Source organism: Pseudomonas sp. GW821-FHT09C08 (genome assembly GCF_059418125.1).
In genome coordinates, this window is the sequence record NZ_JBWKPG010000003.1 from 700,789 (window position 1) to 718,409 (window position 17,621).

The window sequence follows — 17,621 nt, forward strand, 5'->3', positions numbered from 1 at the left end:
AAACGACGAAAGCCGCGCAATGCGCGGCTTTCTTGTTTGGTGGGCCCACACGGACTTGAACCGTGGACCAAAGGATTATGAGTTGCTGGGCGAGCTGATATGCCTAGAGAAACCGTTCGTAGGTGAACGTAGGTTGGCATAGCTGTAGATCCCGTAATACATGGTGTTTAGCGTAGTTTTGAGAAGCTTGATCAAGCTAGAGAGTGTACTGCAGTTGTACTGATTTTGGCGGTGCATTTGGCGTGTTGGCTTTTGGGTTGTCCCAAGGCCTGCTCCGCAGAAGCTAATTCGTGATCTGATCTGCACACTTGGTACGGTCAGGTCCTAGCGGCTCTGCATGCGGAATGGTAGCAATCGAAACACGGCTAGCTATCAACAATCGCATAGAAATTTTTGTGCTAACCCATCCGCATAACGATCCATGCCATTACCGCCCCAGGCTGGCTAGAGGGCCACTACCACTCTGATCGCGGGCAATTCTGCGACAATCTTGCCCATAGCGTGAATTTGATGTGGCACACTGCCATCCAGGGAGCTGTTGGTCCATTTTTTTGGCGCGTACCGACAGTGTATTTGATTGCAGCTTTCCATCATTCAGGTGGCAAATGGTTTCAGCTTCAGCGACAAGGAAAGTTATTCTATTCGTGCATGGATTGTCAGGTTCTGCCGAAGGAACATGGGGGAAAATGTTCGAGCTCTTTCGGAGAGATGAATGTTTCTCTGAGTACCATTTGGACTCCTACCAATATCCAACAGCGAAATTTCGCTTACCCTTTGGGAAAAAGATGCCTGGGATCCAGGACTTAGCTGAAGGTTTGAAAAGCTATGTGAATGCATATCATACTGATAAAAGTGACATCATCCTGATCGGCCATAGCTTGGGCGGATTAGTGCTTCGGCAATATATAACGAATGAACTAAAAAAGCCTGCATTAACAAATATCCGCGCAGCAATAATGATAGCAACTCCTCATACTGGTGCATCTCTCGCGAGTATAGGCTCTAACTTATCGTGGGGGCATACACATTTAAAGCAGTTGGCTAAAGGTCAAGATATATTGCGGTCGATTTTGGACGACTGGGCCGCTTTGAATGTTGAAAGTCGTATTGATACGTTGTACGTCACTGGTGGCTCAGATGCAGTAGTAGATCGCCAAAGTTCTATGCCTTATTACGGCGGTGTTGAGTTTGAAAATTTGATAAATTATGGTCACATAGATGTTATCAAACCTGAACACGCCGCAGATATTCGGTACGTTGTTATTAAAAAATTCATAACCGGACTCTCTTTAGTAAAAAAGTCTGATGTGGTCCAGTCGAATGCAGTCGGCTGGCCACTGTTCTATCGATATGATTTATCTTGTGAGAAGTTTTACTATACCAGGGACTCAGACAAAGTAATAGAGCAAGCATTATCTGGTTCGAATGTCTGGTTGAGTGGTCCGGCTGGAGTGGGAAAAACGGTTGCGCTAACTCGTGCAATTTTACTCAAAGGTTGGCAGCCATATTATTTTACTCTCGATGGTTTTAGCGAGCTTCCGGCAGAAAGTCTGTTAAAGGAAGTGTGCAGGCTGTTATATGACCGCCTAGGGCTACCAGATGAAATGCTAAGTGAGTGTTCGTCACTACCTGATATTCTCAGGTCTTTCTCATTAGCTTTAACCTCAAGCGCTCACACTTGCAAAATTGCTATCTTTATAGAAGAGATACCTATCACTTCTGTGGAAGAGTACTCAAGATTTCTAGATTTGGCGTGTCATCTATCAATTCTCCAAGAGTCATGCGCTTCAGCCCATGGTGTTACATGGATCTTTAGCTCAATTGTTGACCCGATGAAATATACTCAAAGCCAAAATATAAAGCTCAAAGAGCGCTATGAGTTCTTGAAAGCTGAGGTTTGGAGCACGTATGAGATAAGTGAACTCATGAACATACTGGTCGATGAACTAGACATACAATTCTCTAGCGCTGAGAAAGATGAGATTTTGTCTGGAGTCAATAATTCTCCAAGGTATCTTAAGATGTTTCTAAAGGCTTTTCGTACTGAGCTGGGGTCGAAAAAGTCAGTTTCAGAACTTATTTCTTCAATTTCTATGGTCGCACGATAATGATAAATAAAACTCTGCGGAGATCCACGATAATACCAAGCGGGCTTTATATTGAGCGTGCGGCTGATCGCCAACTAAAGTCAATCGTGGACGATATGGGGCGGCCAGGATATGTGCTTGTAGCCCGACAAATGGGCAAAACCAATCTACTAATACATATGAAGAGAACGAGAGTTGACGACTTAGTTCTCTACAAAGATCTTTCAACGCAATTTGAAACGTCGAAAGCTTTTTTTCGAGATATTATAGATTCTCTCCTCGAATCATTTCCCGAACTACAGAGTGGTGAGGTCTCTATCGACTCGCTGCGTAATAACGAGCTTGAACCAAATATCGAGTATGATCGTCATTTGCGGATGCTGCTCAAAAATACTAAAAAGAAAGTCGTTATCGTTCTTGATGAAATTGACTCACTCGTAAATTCACCATTTTCAGATGTGATTTTTGCGCAAATTCGAAGTATGTATTTTTCTAGAATTAACTTTCCTGAGTATGAGCGACTAACATACGTTTTGTCTGGTGTTGCCGAGCCAACCGACCTTATTAAAAATAAAAATATTTCACCTTTCAATATTGGTGAGAAAATATACTTAGAAGATTTTGATAGGACCGAGTATGACGAGTTTATTCGTCGCGCAAATTTAATTTTGAGTGGTGAGGTGAGTGATGAAATTTATAAATGGACTAGCGGTAATCCTCGTATAACGTGGGATTTGTGTACCGAGATCGAAGATCTAATCCTCTCAAAAAACTTGATCGATGTCTCTACCGTAAAGGATGTTGTACAGAAGTTGTATTTGCGGGATTTTGACCGGGCACCAATTGATCATATTAGGACATTGGTTGAGAGCGACAAGATAATTAGAGACGCAATTATTTCAATAAGGTGGGGGAAGTCCGACTTTATCGATGATAAAACAAAAAGCAGGCTCTATTTGTCCGGTATTACAGGTAGCGCCGGTGGTGAAGCGCGAATCAAAAACAAGATCATCGACGAGGCCCTATCCGACGCTTGGATTAAGAGTGTGACACCTAATGCCACCTCTCCGATATTACTTGCCCTGTCGTATCATGCTTTTGGTGATCATTTATCGGTAATTTCCAAATTCGAAGAAATTAAGGCCGATCCGATATGGTCTGCAAAGCTAACGCTTACACAAAGGTTACAATTTGCAAGTTCATATCTATGGGCAAAAAAACCAGACCTAGCATTAGAAGAGTTTAGAAATTGCTTGGGGAGTACGACGGGGTCAGCAAATCGCCAGGACTCTGAGCTTAGAATAGGGAATGTACTAACTTACTTCAAGGAATATTCCAGCGCTGTTGAATTTTTTAAGTCGGCCTCGGAAGGGCCAAGTTTAATTCTAAAATTTAACGCTCAGCTAAATTTAGCTGAAACATATCGTGCATCTGGGCTAGAAAATGACTCCGAAACTTTAGATATTATTAACAACCTTTTGCTAAAGCTAGAAACGCCTGATATTCATGCTAGCGAAGCGGGTCGCAATCTTTATGTTGCTGCTTCAGTATGTCAGGCTGCAATTCTAATGAAAATGAGTCGCCTTGATGAGGCAGATATATCTCTGCAAAAAGCCTTCCCCATGGCAGTATATAGTACTCAGCCAAAGTTACTTCTGCTTCGATACGAATGTGTGAAGGACGAATTAGAACAACAGGATATTTTGGTTCAGTTGTGTGGGATTGTTATGGATAACTCCCTGGCAACTCTAACCTTTGATGGTGCAGATCTTCATTTTGATAACAAGCAAGTTGCTCAAATACTAAGCTGTCTGCTTAAGAAAAAAATGACAGAGCTTTTTGATGACTTTCTCTCGTATGCAACTAGTGAGATATTTGCTACTGTGCTGTGTCGGGTGGATGTAGTACTGACATGCGTGAATAGCATCCCATCTAGAGATGAGCGTCTTAAAAACTTAGATTTGCTTATTTATTGCGCTGAAAACTATTTAGATGAGTCAGTGCCAGCTCCAACACGATTAAAGTTATATAGAGAGATATCTTCATCCACACCATTGCCTCAGGCTATGATGTGGAGGATTCGTTACCTTGACGAAATAGAGCGACATAGTAATCACGATCACTTGTTGCTGGATGATATTCAATCGTTAAGTTTTACTTCTTATTATCTCCGAAGAGATAAGCAGTATGCTCAGCTCGACCGTCTTTATAGTTTTTGGGAGAGGATTCAAACTAAGGCATGCGAATTGTCTATTTTTTGGTCAGTATTTGTCTTGGCTCACGGAATGATATTTTATGCAGAGACGAAGAAGGCTGCAAAGGCTAGGGATTATGCAGTATCAGTTTTAGAGTTAATTGATCTCAATAAGAAAGAGTTTCTATCAGGAAGCGCCTCTGAAGACTTTTTGTCTATACAGGCGCAGGCCGAAGCGATATTGCGAGTTAGGGTTGATCACGACCCTTATCGCCATATAGGTAGAAATCAAAAAGTACAGGTAAAATATGGAGAGGGTAGGCCGGTTATCCTTAAGTTCAAACAGATCAAGGAAGATTTGGCAGATGGCAAATGTATTATGTTAGGCGATGAGTAAAGCGTAGAAATTGATTTGTGCTCTAGTTAAATATTACGGTAAGCCTCTTTCCATTAAGGAGGCTTGCCGGCCGAGTAAAGTAAGTTGTCTAATCGTCGATGACATGTGGCTGTATAAAATCTCGTAGTACGCCTGGAGTCAGGAGTACTGCCCGCGTGTTAAAACAAGGTGAGGGGCTTAAAGTTTTAAACTAGAGTTCTTCATCGATAGTAGCCGTGCACGGTCTTCCATCAATATGTTTTGAACTCTCTCATGACTTCTCAATTTGGCTCTTAACTCAAAACCTTCTGGCTGGAAAATTCCCGCAAGAGAGTTTATGCGCTTTTCACCTATGCGGGTTACTAACCAGCCTACGAATTCTTCATTAAAAAACGGGAATGTAAGTGATGATTCTCGGTGCATTGCCATTGCCCGAAGTTCTGTAAGTTTCAGGATGTCGGCTACGTCTGTATCGAAGGTTACTAAATTTCCGAGATAAAAGTCAGCTTCGGGTAAAGTGTTTGTATTAGCCATTGCGTCCAAGGCTCTAGGGAGATATAGGTCCCATGAGCAGTTTTTTATGATGGCAAGGGGATCCTTTTTGTCCAGCACGGAGTTAAGCTTTTTTGACAGTGCGGACCTACCGCTACGGCATAGAATATCGGCACAAACAATTAGCTCTCGTAGCATAAATGTTGAAAGCTCTTCATGCATGAACTGCATGAGCTCTTCCATTTTGTGCTCTGCTGATTTTGAAGAGCTTGATTCGATGATTTTGGTGCGCAAAATCATACTTTCGACGAGATTTACCTGCTGCTCAATACCGTCATGTAAGCCGTTGTCTAATTGCTTTTGAAAGTCAGCTAGTTGCTCGTCTGCGTAAGCTTCAGCTTGTTCTTTATATATCTGTCTGAATCGTCCCCCCCAAGACTCATCTAATGGGGACGAGTCTAGTGATAGCGCGTGTATTGCAGCGAGAGTCATTCGGCTGTTTTCAATTGTTTGCGCATTCCAGGACCTTTGCGCCTCCCAAAGATACAGGTAAGGATTGAGCGTTGCCAATTCCTCATTATTGAAAGTCGCCCTTATAGAAAGACCATGATTAATTAGCTCGGAAGATGGGTTCTCTCGATATGCAAGCGCTTTAATAAAGCTGGCTGCGTTAGAATCGACAAAGGTTCCATATCCCATCTGAAATTTTACGGGCGAAAAAGTACTGACGGCTTCCGTATCTAGTATCCAGAGTGACTTTCCTCGAAAACACGTTGATAAAAATCCTCTGTCAGCAAATTCTTTGCGCCTTAGTTTAAATGGGCCTGCATCCTCTTCGGCTGCATAGATGATCCGCCAATCCTTTAGCAAGTCTTGGTTTTGTTCATATGCAAGTAGAGCTGAGAGCGGATCTGAAGAGGTGCACACTTGATGTAGAGCGAACTGTGTTTCGTAGCCGATGTTTCTAGTATTCATAGAGATAGATCTTCCTTTTAGGGTAACGGTAACTTCCATTTATGGTGCCGACTCGGAGTCTGCAATGCGCAAGGCTAGTGCGCATGATTAGCTAGGGACTGATTTCCGCCGCTCAAAACGACTATTTAGCGCCTCTCTCCTATAATTTTTATTATTTTAGTGAGAGTGACGAATCTTCGATATTCCACCGCTCGAGGCTAGCGCGAATGGCCTGGCTGACGATTTCAGTATGCTTCTCAATCAACCCGCTTAGCGCTTCGATTCTTTCCACTGTTACCGGCTCATATGCGCCACCATTAAGGTGGCGAGCAATTTGATTAAGGTTTCGCCCTACCGCCAAAAGCTGATAGTTCGATTCGCCCAATGCCTCGATTTCATCCATGCCAAATTGTGGCTCATAGGTCAAGCCTACGCGGATCGCATCGATGATCCAGCGGCGCATAGAGCACCGTTCAATATGGGCGCGTTCCGCGACCGCACGTTTTTCAGACGCTGTTAGCAGAATCTCAAACCTTTGCTTTGGCTCAAGCGGCGGTGCCTCATTTGTTTGCTGATAGGTTTTCGGAGCTGGGAGCGATTGAGCTTTTTTTAGCTGTAGCTCGATGGCCTCCTTGATTGCTGAGCCGGGTTTCTTGCCCAGTGCTTTGCAGTAATCCGCCCACGGTTCTTTGAGCGCACCTAAATACACGTCCATGTACTGGTTCGCCTTAGACACCTTCGATTTCTCCATAACAAGCTAACCCCTCTAAAGCCCAATGCCCCAAGGGACAGACCAAACTACCGGGGTAGTTTACCGGCGGTTAGCCTATCCTGCACTAGATCTCCATGCGCTTGAATCCTTGTTCATGAACAAGCTTTTGGCGTCTATTAACCGGCGAGTTGATGACCGACTGCACCTGTTCAGTCTGACGGCTTTCCTTGGGTGCTTGAATGAAGTTGGTTGCTACAGCACTAGCATGATAGAACTCGTCCAACAATGATTCGAGGGTTGTACGGTTATGTGCGATAGCGAACGCTGGATCGTGAAGTGCCTGGGGGCTGCTGATGGAAGTGGCGATGTCATCATCGAGCTGCCGTTGGACCTACTTACAGAAATGGGCTTATCCCTTGGCGACGATTTGGATGTCGAGGTGTTGGATGACGCGATTATCCTCAAGCCCAAACGTCTCATCGACGCCCCATCATGACAACCCCTGATTTGAGCTGACAGCTCCGGAGTAAGTATTTCGCCGGGCTTGCGGCGTCGAGTGGCTCTCTGCCGACCGTGGCCAAACCCTACGGAAAGACCGCTCAGATCGTCAGGTCGGCTGAAGGGCTTTATTTCGTCGCGGTTGCTACGAACTCATCCAATTCAATCTCACCATTGATGTAGCGCTCGCCCAGGAGCTGCATTGCTTCGGTGACTTCAAATCCCGATTGGTTTAGTGAGGCAGTGGCAAAGCTCACAGCTTTTATCCGCTCACTCCGTTCGGACTCGGTGAGCAGCTCTGTGTCCGGCCGATCATCACTGGTTGAGGGGGCAACTTTGCCTTGCTGTTTGGCGGCGTTTTGATTTTCTAAGGTCATACCTGTCCCTGCCGAGCTTGAGGAAATTTGTTCATACACAAAGGCATTGAAGTTGACGGCCCTTAGGCTGCGCACGTTGACCAGACAACAGGATCTTGATGGAAGCCTTGGTATACATGAAATCGTACAGTAGCCAAAGTGCCAAGATTCTTGCTGGATGTGGTGTCAAGGGCGGCACCGGAGGCCGCATGCGGAGCGGAGCCGAAGGCGAGCACCGAACGGGCGAGGATGCCGGGCGTAGCCGTACCCTTGACTCCACAGGAAGCGCTCAGCCTATCGCCAGGGGTAGGTCAAGGGCTCCGCCCGCCGTGCCTGCCCCGCAGCCAGTCCGGCAAGTTCGGACACGGGATGCAACCGAAGGGGTTGCCCAAGCAGGGCGCGGAGCTTCAAGGCTGATGTTCAAACATTCCAATCGTTTGGATTTCTGATCCGTGTCTGCGTGTTCCCTGATGACTCGCTGGGGAGAACATCCGTTAGACTAGCGGTTCTTCAAGGAAGCTTTTCAAAGGAGTGAACCGGTGCAAACCAACCAAACCGTTAGTTGCCCACATTGCATGAACGACGTCCCGTGGGGCGCCTCAGTTTGTAGAGGCTGTCATGCGGAAATTGCCTATGGCACGCCAGGGGCAATCACCATCTTTTTCATTGTCGTTTCAGTGGCGGCAGGCTGGTATGCGGCGAAGCTCGTTCATGATCACCTCTCCACCAATTCGACATTCCTCTGGATTGTGTTCGGGGTCGTACTGGTGCTGGTAGGCATTCTGTCCATCAAGATCTGTAAACGTCTTTACAAAGGTAGGACTTGGTTTCGAAGGATTTATCGGACCAAGTGATCGTCCGGTCTTGAGCGTTTGTGTACGCAAATACCATCAATGCGTACACGCTGAAACTGTCTTGTTTTTTGCCGTTAGGTAATTAAATTCAATAGGTTAACGTTCTTTCGTAACCCATCCCCCCGCCCTTCCCGCAAGCGGGAAGGGAGCGAGTCGCCCTCTGTCGTCAAGGGTGCAGGCGAGGCCTCCGGCCTTGATCCCCTACACCCGTGCCGTGAGCGTGGGTCGCTTCTGCCGCATCAAGGGGCCGGGTCCTCGTCGCTTCGTTCCTGCGGGCCGCACCAACCCCTTGACCCGTCATCCACTTGTTGAAGTTGCTCAAAAAAAGACCTCGCCGAAGCGAGGTCTTATGAACATTGATTCAAGGCCTAGCGGTTCACTTTTCCCCCTGACGCATTGCCCCAGTTTTTGCCCATGTTCTGCATGACGTGCTGTCGGTACGCGGGGTTCCAGGCTGTGTTACCAGCCGCAAGGTGGTTCAGTCGTCCAGCGGTGACCATTTGCCCCGACTGCATGTCGCGGCGTGTGGACTGTCGGTTAAGCCCTTTGGTGATCGGTGAGGCGGCACCGCTTGCGATTCCGCGTAGAGTGAGTCCTGCACTTGATAACCCGCCTGCAAGGCTCCCAGCAACGGCATTGGCTTGCTGCAACATGTACAACACCACGACCGTCACCACCAGAAGTTCCAGAAATGTGGAGATGGGGTAGTCAGCGGGTGTTGCGAGTATGTCGCTGGTCAGCGACGAGAAAAATTTGATCCCGAAGCTGAGCACTGTGACCACCAGCGCGATTTGCAGAATGTACGTGATGACCTGGGCGAACCAGCTATCGAACCATTTGGATGTGAACTGCCCGAACAACAGCATCATGATAAAAATTGGGCCGATGCCCAGCATGATCGACAACATTCCCTTTGCAACGATGATCATGGCCCCTGCTGGAACCGCGATGACGAGTGTCGCCGCGTAGACGATGATGGCAGTCAGCAAATCAAAAAAGATCATGCCCACTTCATGCCAGGCGCGCGTTCCCATCTTCGCTAGAATATCGGCGCCTATCGCCCAGCCGTCGGACATTGCTTTGTCCACTACCTGAAATACAGACGTTGAGGCCGTTGAATCGCCTGTTGCGGAAAAGGCAGATGCTACACCCGTTTCCAAGCCATTTAGTGCCTCCACTACCCACGACATGTACGTGTCCGCATTCATTGCCAGCCCGCTGATAAGTAGAAATTTTCCGCAGGTCTTGAGGAAGTGGGACGCTGGTTGCTCGATTGTGCCAATGATCATCATGAATCCGATCATGGTCAGGTAGAGCGTTCCGCACAGCGTTATCGTCAGTGAAAAGTCATTGATGACTTGGCTGGAAGTGATGCGTATGAACGTCTGGAGCGTTTGGTCCATGCTCCCCGCGATCCATTCAAATATTCCGGTCGTGGTGGTCATTCTATTTTCCCTGAGAAGAAAAATTGACCGGTTCGCGCTGTTTGTAACCACGCAGCTCCAGCGTTATGGCATTCGCGGCAGATGACGCGTTGATGCAGTTCGCAGAGATCGATAGCTCTCCAGGGTTGGCTTTGCACCTCTCTAGCATTTTCAAACGCTCAGATGGATTGGCCTTGTACCAGTCAACGGTTTGAACCGGTTCTTGTTGTCCGCAGCCCGTGAGAATTGAAGCAGCGATGAGCAGTAGAGCAGGGACCTTGTTCATTTCTTCACCACCTGGCCGATGCTGCTTGGTTCCGTGCTTACGGCTTTCGGGCTGTGATTGCTCAATACATTCAGCTCTGCTTGATCAATGATCCGTAGCACCGCGACCGTGCGGAGAACGCTTTCCCGCGTTCCCGCCCAGTTGCCTGCGAGGCGTTCAAGGGTATTGTTTAGAACGCCTATGCAGGTGCATACGCAGCACACCGAGAGCAGTGCAGCGAAACCTGAAGGAATGGGGGCTGACTGCCGGGGAAGCGTTATTTCAAACCAATCAATCGCCGCCATTGCGAATGGCACCATCGCAAGCACTGCGGCTATTAGGTCCCGGTGCAGTAACGACGGTGCCCGTGTCGAAACCTCTTTCATGTATCCGAGGTGGTCTACGCAGACCCAGTATCGGCGGATGGAGATGAGGACGAACGTGCAGAAGGTGAGAATCGGTAGGTAAAGGTACGAAATCATTGTGTTGCTCCTTGGGGTAGGGGCGAACGCAGAGCTGTCTTTCCAGCCGTCCGGCGACTCTTTTTATCGAGCTACTTTTCTCGCCAGTCAGGGCTTTTTTAAGGCCCGTATCCAGTGCGCCTTTTTGGCGTTCTTGGGATGTGGTCTATACGGCGCGTCTTTCCGCTGCTTGTCCGGTGGCTCTTTCTATCGAGCTACTGTTCCCACCTGTCAGGGACTTTCTTTTCGGTCCCGGCACCCTGCACGCTTAGGCGTTCTTGGGGTATAAATTAGCTGCGTTCATTGGTTGACGCTTTGGTTTCAAAATCAAGACCAAGACTTTCGGTCAATCATGATCTGGTCAGCAATATACGGAATGTTTGCGAGCTCATCTAATGCCATTTCTACTGTCCTGAACCAGTAGGGGCGATTCTCTTCATCGATGACGGTGTGATCTATTACACCGTCGGAGACGCTGAGTGCAAAGCCGTTTTTGTAGTGCGCTCTGAGGATGACTTGTATATCGCCTGTTCTGTCTAGGCTGTCGCAATAGCTTTCAAGCTGCTTAAAATGGAGTGACATAGCTCTGTCCTTTCAATGCTGTTCGTTTGGTTTGTGGCTTTAATTGTCGATGGCTACAGAGGTCGTACCGTATTCCTAGTTAATAACTTCAAAGCATTAATGTGTTCTTGTTTGCTTTCGTGGCTCATCAGTAATGGTTTGTCGATGCTGTCCGTTATTAAGCTTGGATCGGTTGCTGGTTTTGACTTGCTCGGTTTTGCGAGAGGGCAAAAATTTCCATTCAAGTAGTTTTTTTTCAATCCATAAAACCATCGCTGTGGGGTCGTCGTGATTTTTCCAGATTTCAGTGCTTCCGAAAGCTCATCAAGGAGTACTTGATGGTCATACCTTGGAATGTCCTCCAAGAGTTGAACGATCCATGCGCGATCTCCTTTCTTTAACAGCTTAGGTAGGCGCAGCTCGTCATTTGTTGTTTGTAGTAGTTCTTTTTGGGGTTCTCCTGTTAGTTCTTGGTGTGTCACTGCTGTGTCATTCCCCCCGTGACACTCTGGTGTCTGGGGCTTGGGTGTCGTGGGTGACATCCCCCCGGTGACAGCGGTGTCAGTGGCACCTAAACCTTTAACGACAGGAAGCGCTATGCAATATACATTCGCCGTTTGTCCCCCATCGCCACGATACTTTTTCTGAATGGTTATAAGGCCGGCTCGTTCAAATTCCTTCAGTTGACGTTGCACGGTTCTGGAGGAAATTCCGCAAAACTCGGCTAGAGTCCGCACTCTTGGCCAACACATTCCTTTTTCATCCGCATGTTTAGCTACCGCCATCATTACAAGCTTCGCGGTAGGGGAGCCGAACGAGTGTGTCCAGACCCAGTCATAGGCTTTGTAGCTCATTGCAGTTTGTCCTGGGGACTTACCTCAGAGTCTAAGTTGAGCGCATCATTGATCTGCATTGTCCTGAAATATACACGGCGGCCGATTCGGATCATTGCTGGCTTGAGCTTGCGGGAAATGTCGGTGTCGGAATAGAGAGAGACTCTCACTCCGTCAGGAGAACGCCCTAGTAAATTGGCAATGTCTAAAATGCTCATTAAGGGGCCAAAACGGTTAAGTAAATACTCTTCGGTCGTCATGTGTAAGCTCGCAGTGTTTGGTGAAGGTCTGCGAATTCTTGGGTGGGATTGCCGTATTGTCAAACTGGCTAGTGTGCCGAAATTACCAATATGCAGTATCTTGGTTCAAGGTTTTGTATGTCTTGGTAGCTTCGGATTAGCTATCTTGGTTTTAAAGTTGGGTGGGGATAATCTGATAATGTCTATATGTATCTAATGGTTGTTGGTGTTTGTTTGTTTTTGGTTGTGCGACTATGAAAATAGTCGCATTTATATCAAGTTTTTTTGGGCAGATTAGTCATCTTGAGATCTTGTCCAGCTTTTCAACCAGATCTTCAGCCCGAAGGTGGGTATATCGCTTGAGCATTTGCATCGATTTATGACCGCTGATGGCTGACACCTCTTGATCAGATAACCCGCCTTCGACAAGTCGACTCACTGCCTCATGGCGCAGGTCGTGAAACCTGAAATCAGGCAGATCAAGCTTCTTCTTCAACTGCCCCCATATTTTCGTGAAGGTATACGGCCGACGCTTCCCGTCCTTCCCAGGCTCACCGAAAAACACCAGATTGCAGTCGATCGGACGCACCGGGTTATCCATCGCAGCTTTAAATACTTCGGTGGCACGCTTGCTCAGAGGCACAGTGCGCGAGCCGTCGTTCTTCGTGTCTGAGAGGCGTATGACGCGCTTTGCCAAATCCACTTGAGGTCGACGTAGAGATGAGATCTCTGACGAGCGCATACCCGTTTCCAGAGCGATGCAAACAATCCAGCCCAGCATAGGGTTGCTGTGCCGATTCACGGCCGCGAGCAGATGGCGTTCTTCCTCCGGCGATAATCTTCGGTCACGACCATCCCCAGGGCTTGGCTTACGGATGTTCAGCACTGGGTTGAACGTCAGACCTAAACCCCACTCCTGAATCGCTACCGTGTACAGGTGGCTCAATAGGGCCAGTTCGAGGCGCACGGTGTTGTTGCTGATGGTCCCACCACGGCTGGGTTCGTTCAGGCGCATGTCACGATAGCCGGCGATGATTTCAGCGGAGAGGGCGGCCATGGAATATTTGCCCAGGAGCTCGATGAGCTTCTTGGCTTTCGAGATTTCGCCGCGCTGAGTGGTGGGCTTCTTGGTGGGGGTAATGTCGCTCAAGTAGCGCTTGAGGGCTGTTTCCAGCGTCATGCGTTCGGAGCCGCTGCGCTGGATGTACACACCTCTGACCATTTCGTCTTCGGTACGTCGAGACCAGTCCTCCGCATCACGCTTTGTGCGGAAGGTTTTAGCCACAGTTGGCCAGCCAGTTTTGCGAATCAGCGCCTTCCAGGTGCGGGAAGGTGTTTTGACGAGAGTAGCCATGAGAGGGTGCTCCTAGGCGGCTGGCGAACCAGCACTGTACCTAAATTGTACCCTTGGACCATAGGACTGTATCTGTGATGTACGAGCCAGAAACGCGAAAGCCGCGCAATGCGCGGCTTTGGAGTTGGTGGGCCCACACGGACTTGAACCGTGGACCAAAGGATTATGAGTCCTCTGCTCTGACCAACTGAGCTATAGGCCCTAAACAGGTCGCGGATTATAACGATGGTTTCTCCGCTGTGCTATCCGAAAAGTCCTCAAGGTCCATACGAAGAAACGTCGCTGCAAAAAGCTCCGGTGGCAGGGGCAGGCTGACGATGTAGCCTTGCATCTGTTCACAGCCCTCAGCGGCTAGGAATGCCTGTTGCGCAGGGTTCTCCACACCTTCGGCGATGATGGTGAATTGCATGCTGTGGCCCAAGGCAATGATGGCGCGCACGATCGCGGCGTCGTGCGGGTCGTCGGGCAGGCCGCGGACGAAGGATTGGTCGATTTTCAGGAAGTCCAGCGGCAGGCGCTTGAGGTAGCTGAGGGATGAGTAGCCGGTGCCGAAGTCATCGATTGCCAGCTGTACGCCCAGGCGTTTGAGCTGGTGCAGGACTTCCAGCGCTTCTTCGGCCTGGCTCATGATGAAGTTTTCGGTGATCTCCAGTTGCAGGCAGCCGGGGTCGAGGCGGTAGTCATGCAGCAACTGTTCGATGCGCCCCAGCAGGCCGGGGTGACGCAGTTGCGCGCCGGCGAGGTTGACCGACAGCGGGCCGAAATCATCGAAGGCGGATTGCCAGGCATGCATTTGCCGGCAGGCCTGCTCCAGCACCCAGTCGCCAATCTGCAGGATCATGCCGTTCTCTTCGGCCAGGGCAATGAAGTGTTCGGGCGGTACGTCGCCAAAGGTGGGGTGACGCCAGCGGATCAGTGCTTCGGCGCCGATCAGTTCGTGGGTTTCCAGGCTGAGTTTGGGTTGGTAATACAGGCTCAGCTCGTCGCGCTCGATGGCGCGGCGCAGTTCATGTTCCAGCGCCACGCGCTCGTTGGCCTGGGCGGTAAGGTCGCGGGTGTAGCTTTCGACGCGGTTACGGCCCTTGGCCTTGGAGCGGTACATTGCCGCGTCGGCGTTTTTGACCAAGGTGGCGACGTCGGTGCCATCCTGGGGATAGAGGCTGGTGCCAATGCTGGCGCTGATGAAAAACTCGTGTTCGCCGGCCTGGAAGGGCGGCGTGAAGCACGCCAAAAGCTTGTTCGCCAGGTACTGGGCGTCGCTGGCATGTTGCAGGCCGGGGAGCAGGATGATGAATTCATCACCGCCCAGGCGCGCAACGGTGTCGATGTCGCGCAGTTGCTCCTTGAGGCGCACCGCGATGTCTTTGAGCAGCAAGTCGCCGATCGGATGGCCGAGGCTGTCGTTGATGTGTTTGAAACGGTCCAGGTCGAGAAACAGCACGGCACCCTGTTTGCCGGTTTCCTGATGGCCATTGAGGGCGGCCTGCAAGCGGCTCTCGAACAGGGTGCGGTTGGGCAGGCCGGTCAGTGGATCGTGGTGCGCCTGGTAGTCGAGACGGGCCTGGGCCAGTTTGAGGCTGGAGATATCGGCAAAGACGGCGACGAAGTGCGTGATCATCTGGTCGCGGTTGCGCACGGCGCTGATGGTCAGCCAGCTGGGGTACAGCTCGCCGTTCTTGCGCCGGTTGGAAATCTCGCCCTGCCAGTGCCCCTGGGCAGTCAATTGGTGCCACATCGCGGCGTAAAACGCGCTGTCATGCAGGCCGGAGGCGAGCAGGCGCGGTGTATTGCCAAGGGCTTCAGCCTCGCTGTATCCGGTGATTTCGCTGAAGGCGCGGTTGACGGCGCTGATGTTCTGCCGAATGTCGGTGATCAAGACGCCTTCGGCGGTGCTTTCAAACACCGTCGCGGCCTGTTGCAGTTTTTCCTGCATCAGCTGGCGTTCGGTAATGTCGCGGGCGATGGTCAGCATGCAATCTTCACCGGCAATCGGCAGCGGGCGGCTGGACACTTCACATAGCCGGATCTGCCCGTCGCTGCGGCGGATATGGCAGATGAAGTCACGCACAAAACCATCGCGGTGCATCAACTCCAGCATGTGCTTGCGCTCGTTGAGGTCGACCCAGATGCCCAGGTCCAGTGTGGACTGGTCGAGGGAGGTGGCACTGTTGAAGCCGGTGATGCGGCTGAAACCATCGTTGACTTCAATCAGCAGGCCATCGCGTTGCCGGCTCAGCAGCAAGCCGTCAGGGGAGGCGTGGAAGGCTTTGGCGAACTTCTCCTCGGAGGTTTGCAGTTGTTGCTGGGTTTCCTTGAGTTGGGTGATGTCGCGCACCACCACCACCAAGGCTTCGGTGGTGTCGAGCTGGAACGGCTCGGCCGAAATCAGCCCGGTGAACGCCTGGCCGTTGCTGCGCCGGAAAGGCATTTCGAGGTTGCGGATACTGGTGGTTTGCACCCGTTTCAGCAGGTCGGGGCCGATGCCCGGGATGCCCCAGATATTCAGGGACGTCGCAGTTTTGCCGAGCACTTCCTCGGCCGTCAGGCCAACCTGGTCTTCGAACGCTTTGTTGACCTCCAGCAGGCAACCATCGGACAGCCGCGCAATCACCAGAATGTCCGGGCACTGCTGGAACACGGAGGCAAATTTCTGCTCGGACAGTTGCAGCGCCTCTTCGGTGCGCTTGGCTTCGCTGATGTCGATCATCAAGCCGCGCAGTACCGGTTCGTGGCCGTGTTCGATCAGGCTGACAATGTCGCGCACCCACAGGCAGCGACCGTCGGCAGTGATCACCCGGTAATCGACACTGTGATCGCGGCTGGCGCGGGTTTCGCGGTAGCAATAGGCTTCGGTCCGCGTCAGGTCGGCCGGGTGGATGATGTTGCGCCAGAAGCCCGGAATCAGCCAATGCGCGCGGGGATAGCCGAGCAATTCCTCGGCATGTGGTGAGACGTAGCTATAGGTGAAGTCGGTGACGCTGGCTTCCCAGGCAATGGCGGACAGGCTCTCCACCAGCCCGCGATAGTGATATTCGCTGCTGCGCAGTTCCTGTTCGAGGGCGACACGGCGGGAAATTTCCGAGCTAAGCCGACGATTGATCCGAATCACGATGGCCAGGACGGTGCTCAGCAACAGCACCGCAGGCAGGCCGTACATCAGCAGATCGGTCCAGAATGTGCGGTGATCGGTGAAGCTGCCGACCCAGTGTTGCTGGATCGCGTCGGTTTCCTGCGGGCTGAGGTCGGCCAGGACCTTGTCCAGGATGCCCACCAGCATTTTGTTGTCTCGTGGCACGCCCATCGCCAGTTGGTAGCGATAGGGAGTCTCGCCGCTGACGTACAAACCATCCAGTTTGAGCTGGCGCAGGCTCCAGACGCTGGAGGCCAGGTCGCCGACCACCGCATCCACCTCATCGGTCGCCAGGGCCTGCAACGTCGAACTGACGTTTGGCATGGCCACCAGGTTGAGGTCGGGATGGTGAGTGCGCAGCAGCTCATGGGGAGCGTAGTTCTCGACCACGGCAATCTTCAGGCCGTAGAGGTCCTTCAGGGTGCGGGGAGTCGCGCCGCCTTCATGGGCCAGGATGACGATAGGGAAGTCCAGGTACGGGCGCGTGAACGCCATGTAGCCCTGGCGCTCCGGCGTGGACATGATGCCTGGCAGCAGGTCGAGCTGGTTGTTGCGAGCCTGCTCCAGCACCGCGCTCCAGTTCACTGGCTCGATCAGCTTGACCCGCACGCCGAGGCGGTCCTGGATCAGGCGCACGTAATCCGCCGCCAGGCCTTGGTAGCGGCCGTTTTCGTCGCGGTATTCAAAAGGTGGCCACGACGCGTCCACCCCCAGGCGCAGCTCCTGATGGTCCGCCAGCCAGCCACGCTCATCATCAGTAAGAGTCAACGCGCCAGCCGTTGCGGTCCAGGTCAGCAGCGACAGCAGTAACACAGTCGGCAATCTGGGCAT

15 protein-coding genes and 1 tRNA gene are annotated in these 17,621 nt (G+C 50.8%); 4 read left to right on the plus strand and 12 right to left on the minus strand.

Annotated features, from left to right (window positions below; all coding sequences use genetic code 11):
• The first annotated feature begins 605 nt into the window (after positions 1-605).
• Positions 606-2,108, plus strand: coding sequence for an alpha/beta fold hydrolase (locus AC07OJ_RS14275; protein WP_495094689.1), 1,503 nt, complete (start codon positions 606-608; stop codon positions 2,106-2,108).
• A complete protein-coding gene (locus AC07OJ_RS14280; protein ID WP_495094690.1) occupies positions 2,108-4,678 on the plus strand; it encodes an AAA-like domain-containing protein in 2,571 nt (856 codons plus the stop codon). Before AC07OJ_RS14275 ends, AC07OJ_RS14280 begins: the two co-directional genes overlap by 1 nt.
• A 177-nt stretch (positions 4,679-4,855) precedes the next feature.
• Here the strand turns inward: AC07OJ_RS14280 and AC07OJ_RS14285 are convergent, their stop codons facing one another.
• Both AC07OJ_RS14285 and mobC read right to left on the minus strand, forming a co-directional pair.
• Positions 4,856-6,124 (minus strand): hypothetical protein, encoded by a 1,269-nt coding sequence (locus AC07OJ_RS14285; protein ID WP_495094691.1) that lies wholly within the window; start codon positions 6,122-6,124, stop codon positions 4,856-4,858.
• Positions 6,125-6,275: 151 nt separating this feature from the next.
• Positions 6,276-6,818: a plasmid mobilization relaxosome protein MobC gene (mobC, locus tag AC07OJ_RS14290; protein WP_495094692.1), complete on the minus strand. Its 543-nt coding sequence runs from the start codon at positions 6,816-6,818 to the stop codon at positions 6,276-6,278.
• 304 nt (positions 6,819-7,122) lie between these two features.
• Here mobC and AC07OJ_RS14295 point away from each other — a divergent pair, with 304 nt between their 5' ends.
• Positions 7,123-7,311: an AbrB/MazE/SpoVT family DNA-binding domain-containing protein gene (locus AC07OJ_RS14295; protein ID WP_495094693.1), complete on the plus strand. Its 189-nt coding sequence runs from the start codon at positions 7,123-7,125 to the stop codon at positions 7,309-7,311.
• A 130-nt stretch (positions 7,312-7,441) separates the two neighbouring features.
• On the opposite strand, the gene AC07OJ_RS14300 is transcribed toward AC07OJ_RS14295, so the two are convergent.
• The gene (locus tag AC07OJ_RS14300; RefSeq protein WP_495094694.1) at positions 7,442-7,690 is read right to left on the minus strand and encodes an antitoxin VbhA family protein; all 249 of its coding nucleotides are present in this window, start codon (positions 7,688-7,690) and stop codon (positions 7,442-7,444) included.
• 518 nt (positions 7,691-8,208) lie between these two features.
• Between AC07OJ_RS14300 and AC07OJ_RS14305 the strand changes: the two genes are divergently transcribed.
• Positions 8,209-8,523 (plus strand): hypothetical protein, encoded by a 315-nt coding sequence (locus tag AC07OJ_RS14305; RefSeq protein ID WP_282397594.1) that lies wholly within the window; start codon positions 8,209-8,211, stop codon positions 8,521-8,523.
• Positions 8,524-8,891: 368 nt separating this feature from the next.
• On the opposite strand, the gene AC07OJ_RS14310 is transcribed toward AC07OJ_RS14305, so the two are convergent.
• From AC07OJ_RS14310 to AC07OJ_RS14350, 9 genes are all read right to left on the minus strand, one after another.
• Positions 8,892-9,968 (minus strand): TrbL/VirB6 family protein, encoded by a 1,077-nt coding sequence (locus tag AC07OJ_RS14310; RefSeq protein ID WP_495094695.1) that lies wholly within the window; start codon positions 9,966-9,968, stop codon positions 8,892-8,894.
• A 1-nt stretch (position 9,969) separates the two neighbouring features.
• A complete protein-coding gene (locus tag AC07OJ_RS14315; RefSeq protein ID WP_457404110.1) occupies positions 9,970-10,233 on the minus strand; it encodes an EexN family lipoprotein in 264 nt (87 codons plus the stop codon).
• A complete protein-coding gene (locus tag AC07OJ_RS14320) occupies positions 10,230-10,694 on the minus strand; it encodes a hypothetical protein (RefSeq protein ID WP_495094696.1) in 465 nt (154 codons plus the stop codon). Before AC07OJ_RS14320 ends, AC07OJ_RS14315 begins: the two co-directional genes overlap by 4 nt.
• Positions 10,695-11,000: 306 nt before the next feature.
• Positions 11,001-11,255 (minus strand): hypothetical protein, encoded by a 255-nt coding sequence (locus AC07OJ_RS14325; RefSeq protein WP_457404106.1) that lies wholly within the window; start codon positions 11,253-11,255, stop codon positions 11,001-11,003.
• Positions 11,256-11,308: 53 nt separating this feature from the next.
• A complete protein-coding gene (locus AC07OJ_RS14330) occupies positions 11,309-12,088 on the minus strand; it encodes a helix-turn-helix domain-containing protein (RefSeq protein WP_495094697.1) in 780 nt (259 codons plus the stop codon).
• Complete coding sequence (locus tag AC07OJ_RS14335; RefSeq protein WP_495092141.1) at positions 12,085-12,327, minus strand: plasmid-related protein; 243 nt, start codon at positions 12,325-12,327, stop codon at positions 12,085-12,087. Before AC07OJ_RS14335 ends, AC07OJ_RS14330 begins: the two co-directional genes overlap by 4 nt.
• 277 nt (positions 12,328-12,604) lie before the next feature.
• Positions 12,605-13,660, minus strand: coding sequence for a site-specific integrase (locus AC07OJ_RS14340; protein WP_495094698.1), 1,056 nt, complete (start codon positions 13,658-13,660; stop codon positions 12,605-12,607).
• Between the two features lie 125 nt (positions 13,661-13,785).
• Positions 13,786-13,862, minus strand: a tRNA-Ile gene (locus AC07OJ_RS14345).
• A 15-nt stretch (positions 13,863-13,877) separates the two neighbouring features.
• Positions 13,878-17,621, minus strand: a complete 3,744-nt coding sequence (locus AC07OJ_RS14350; protein ID WP_282397591.1) for an EAL domain-containing protein — start codon at positions 17,619-17,621, stop codon at positions 13,878-13,880.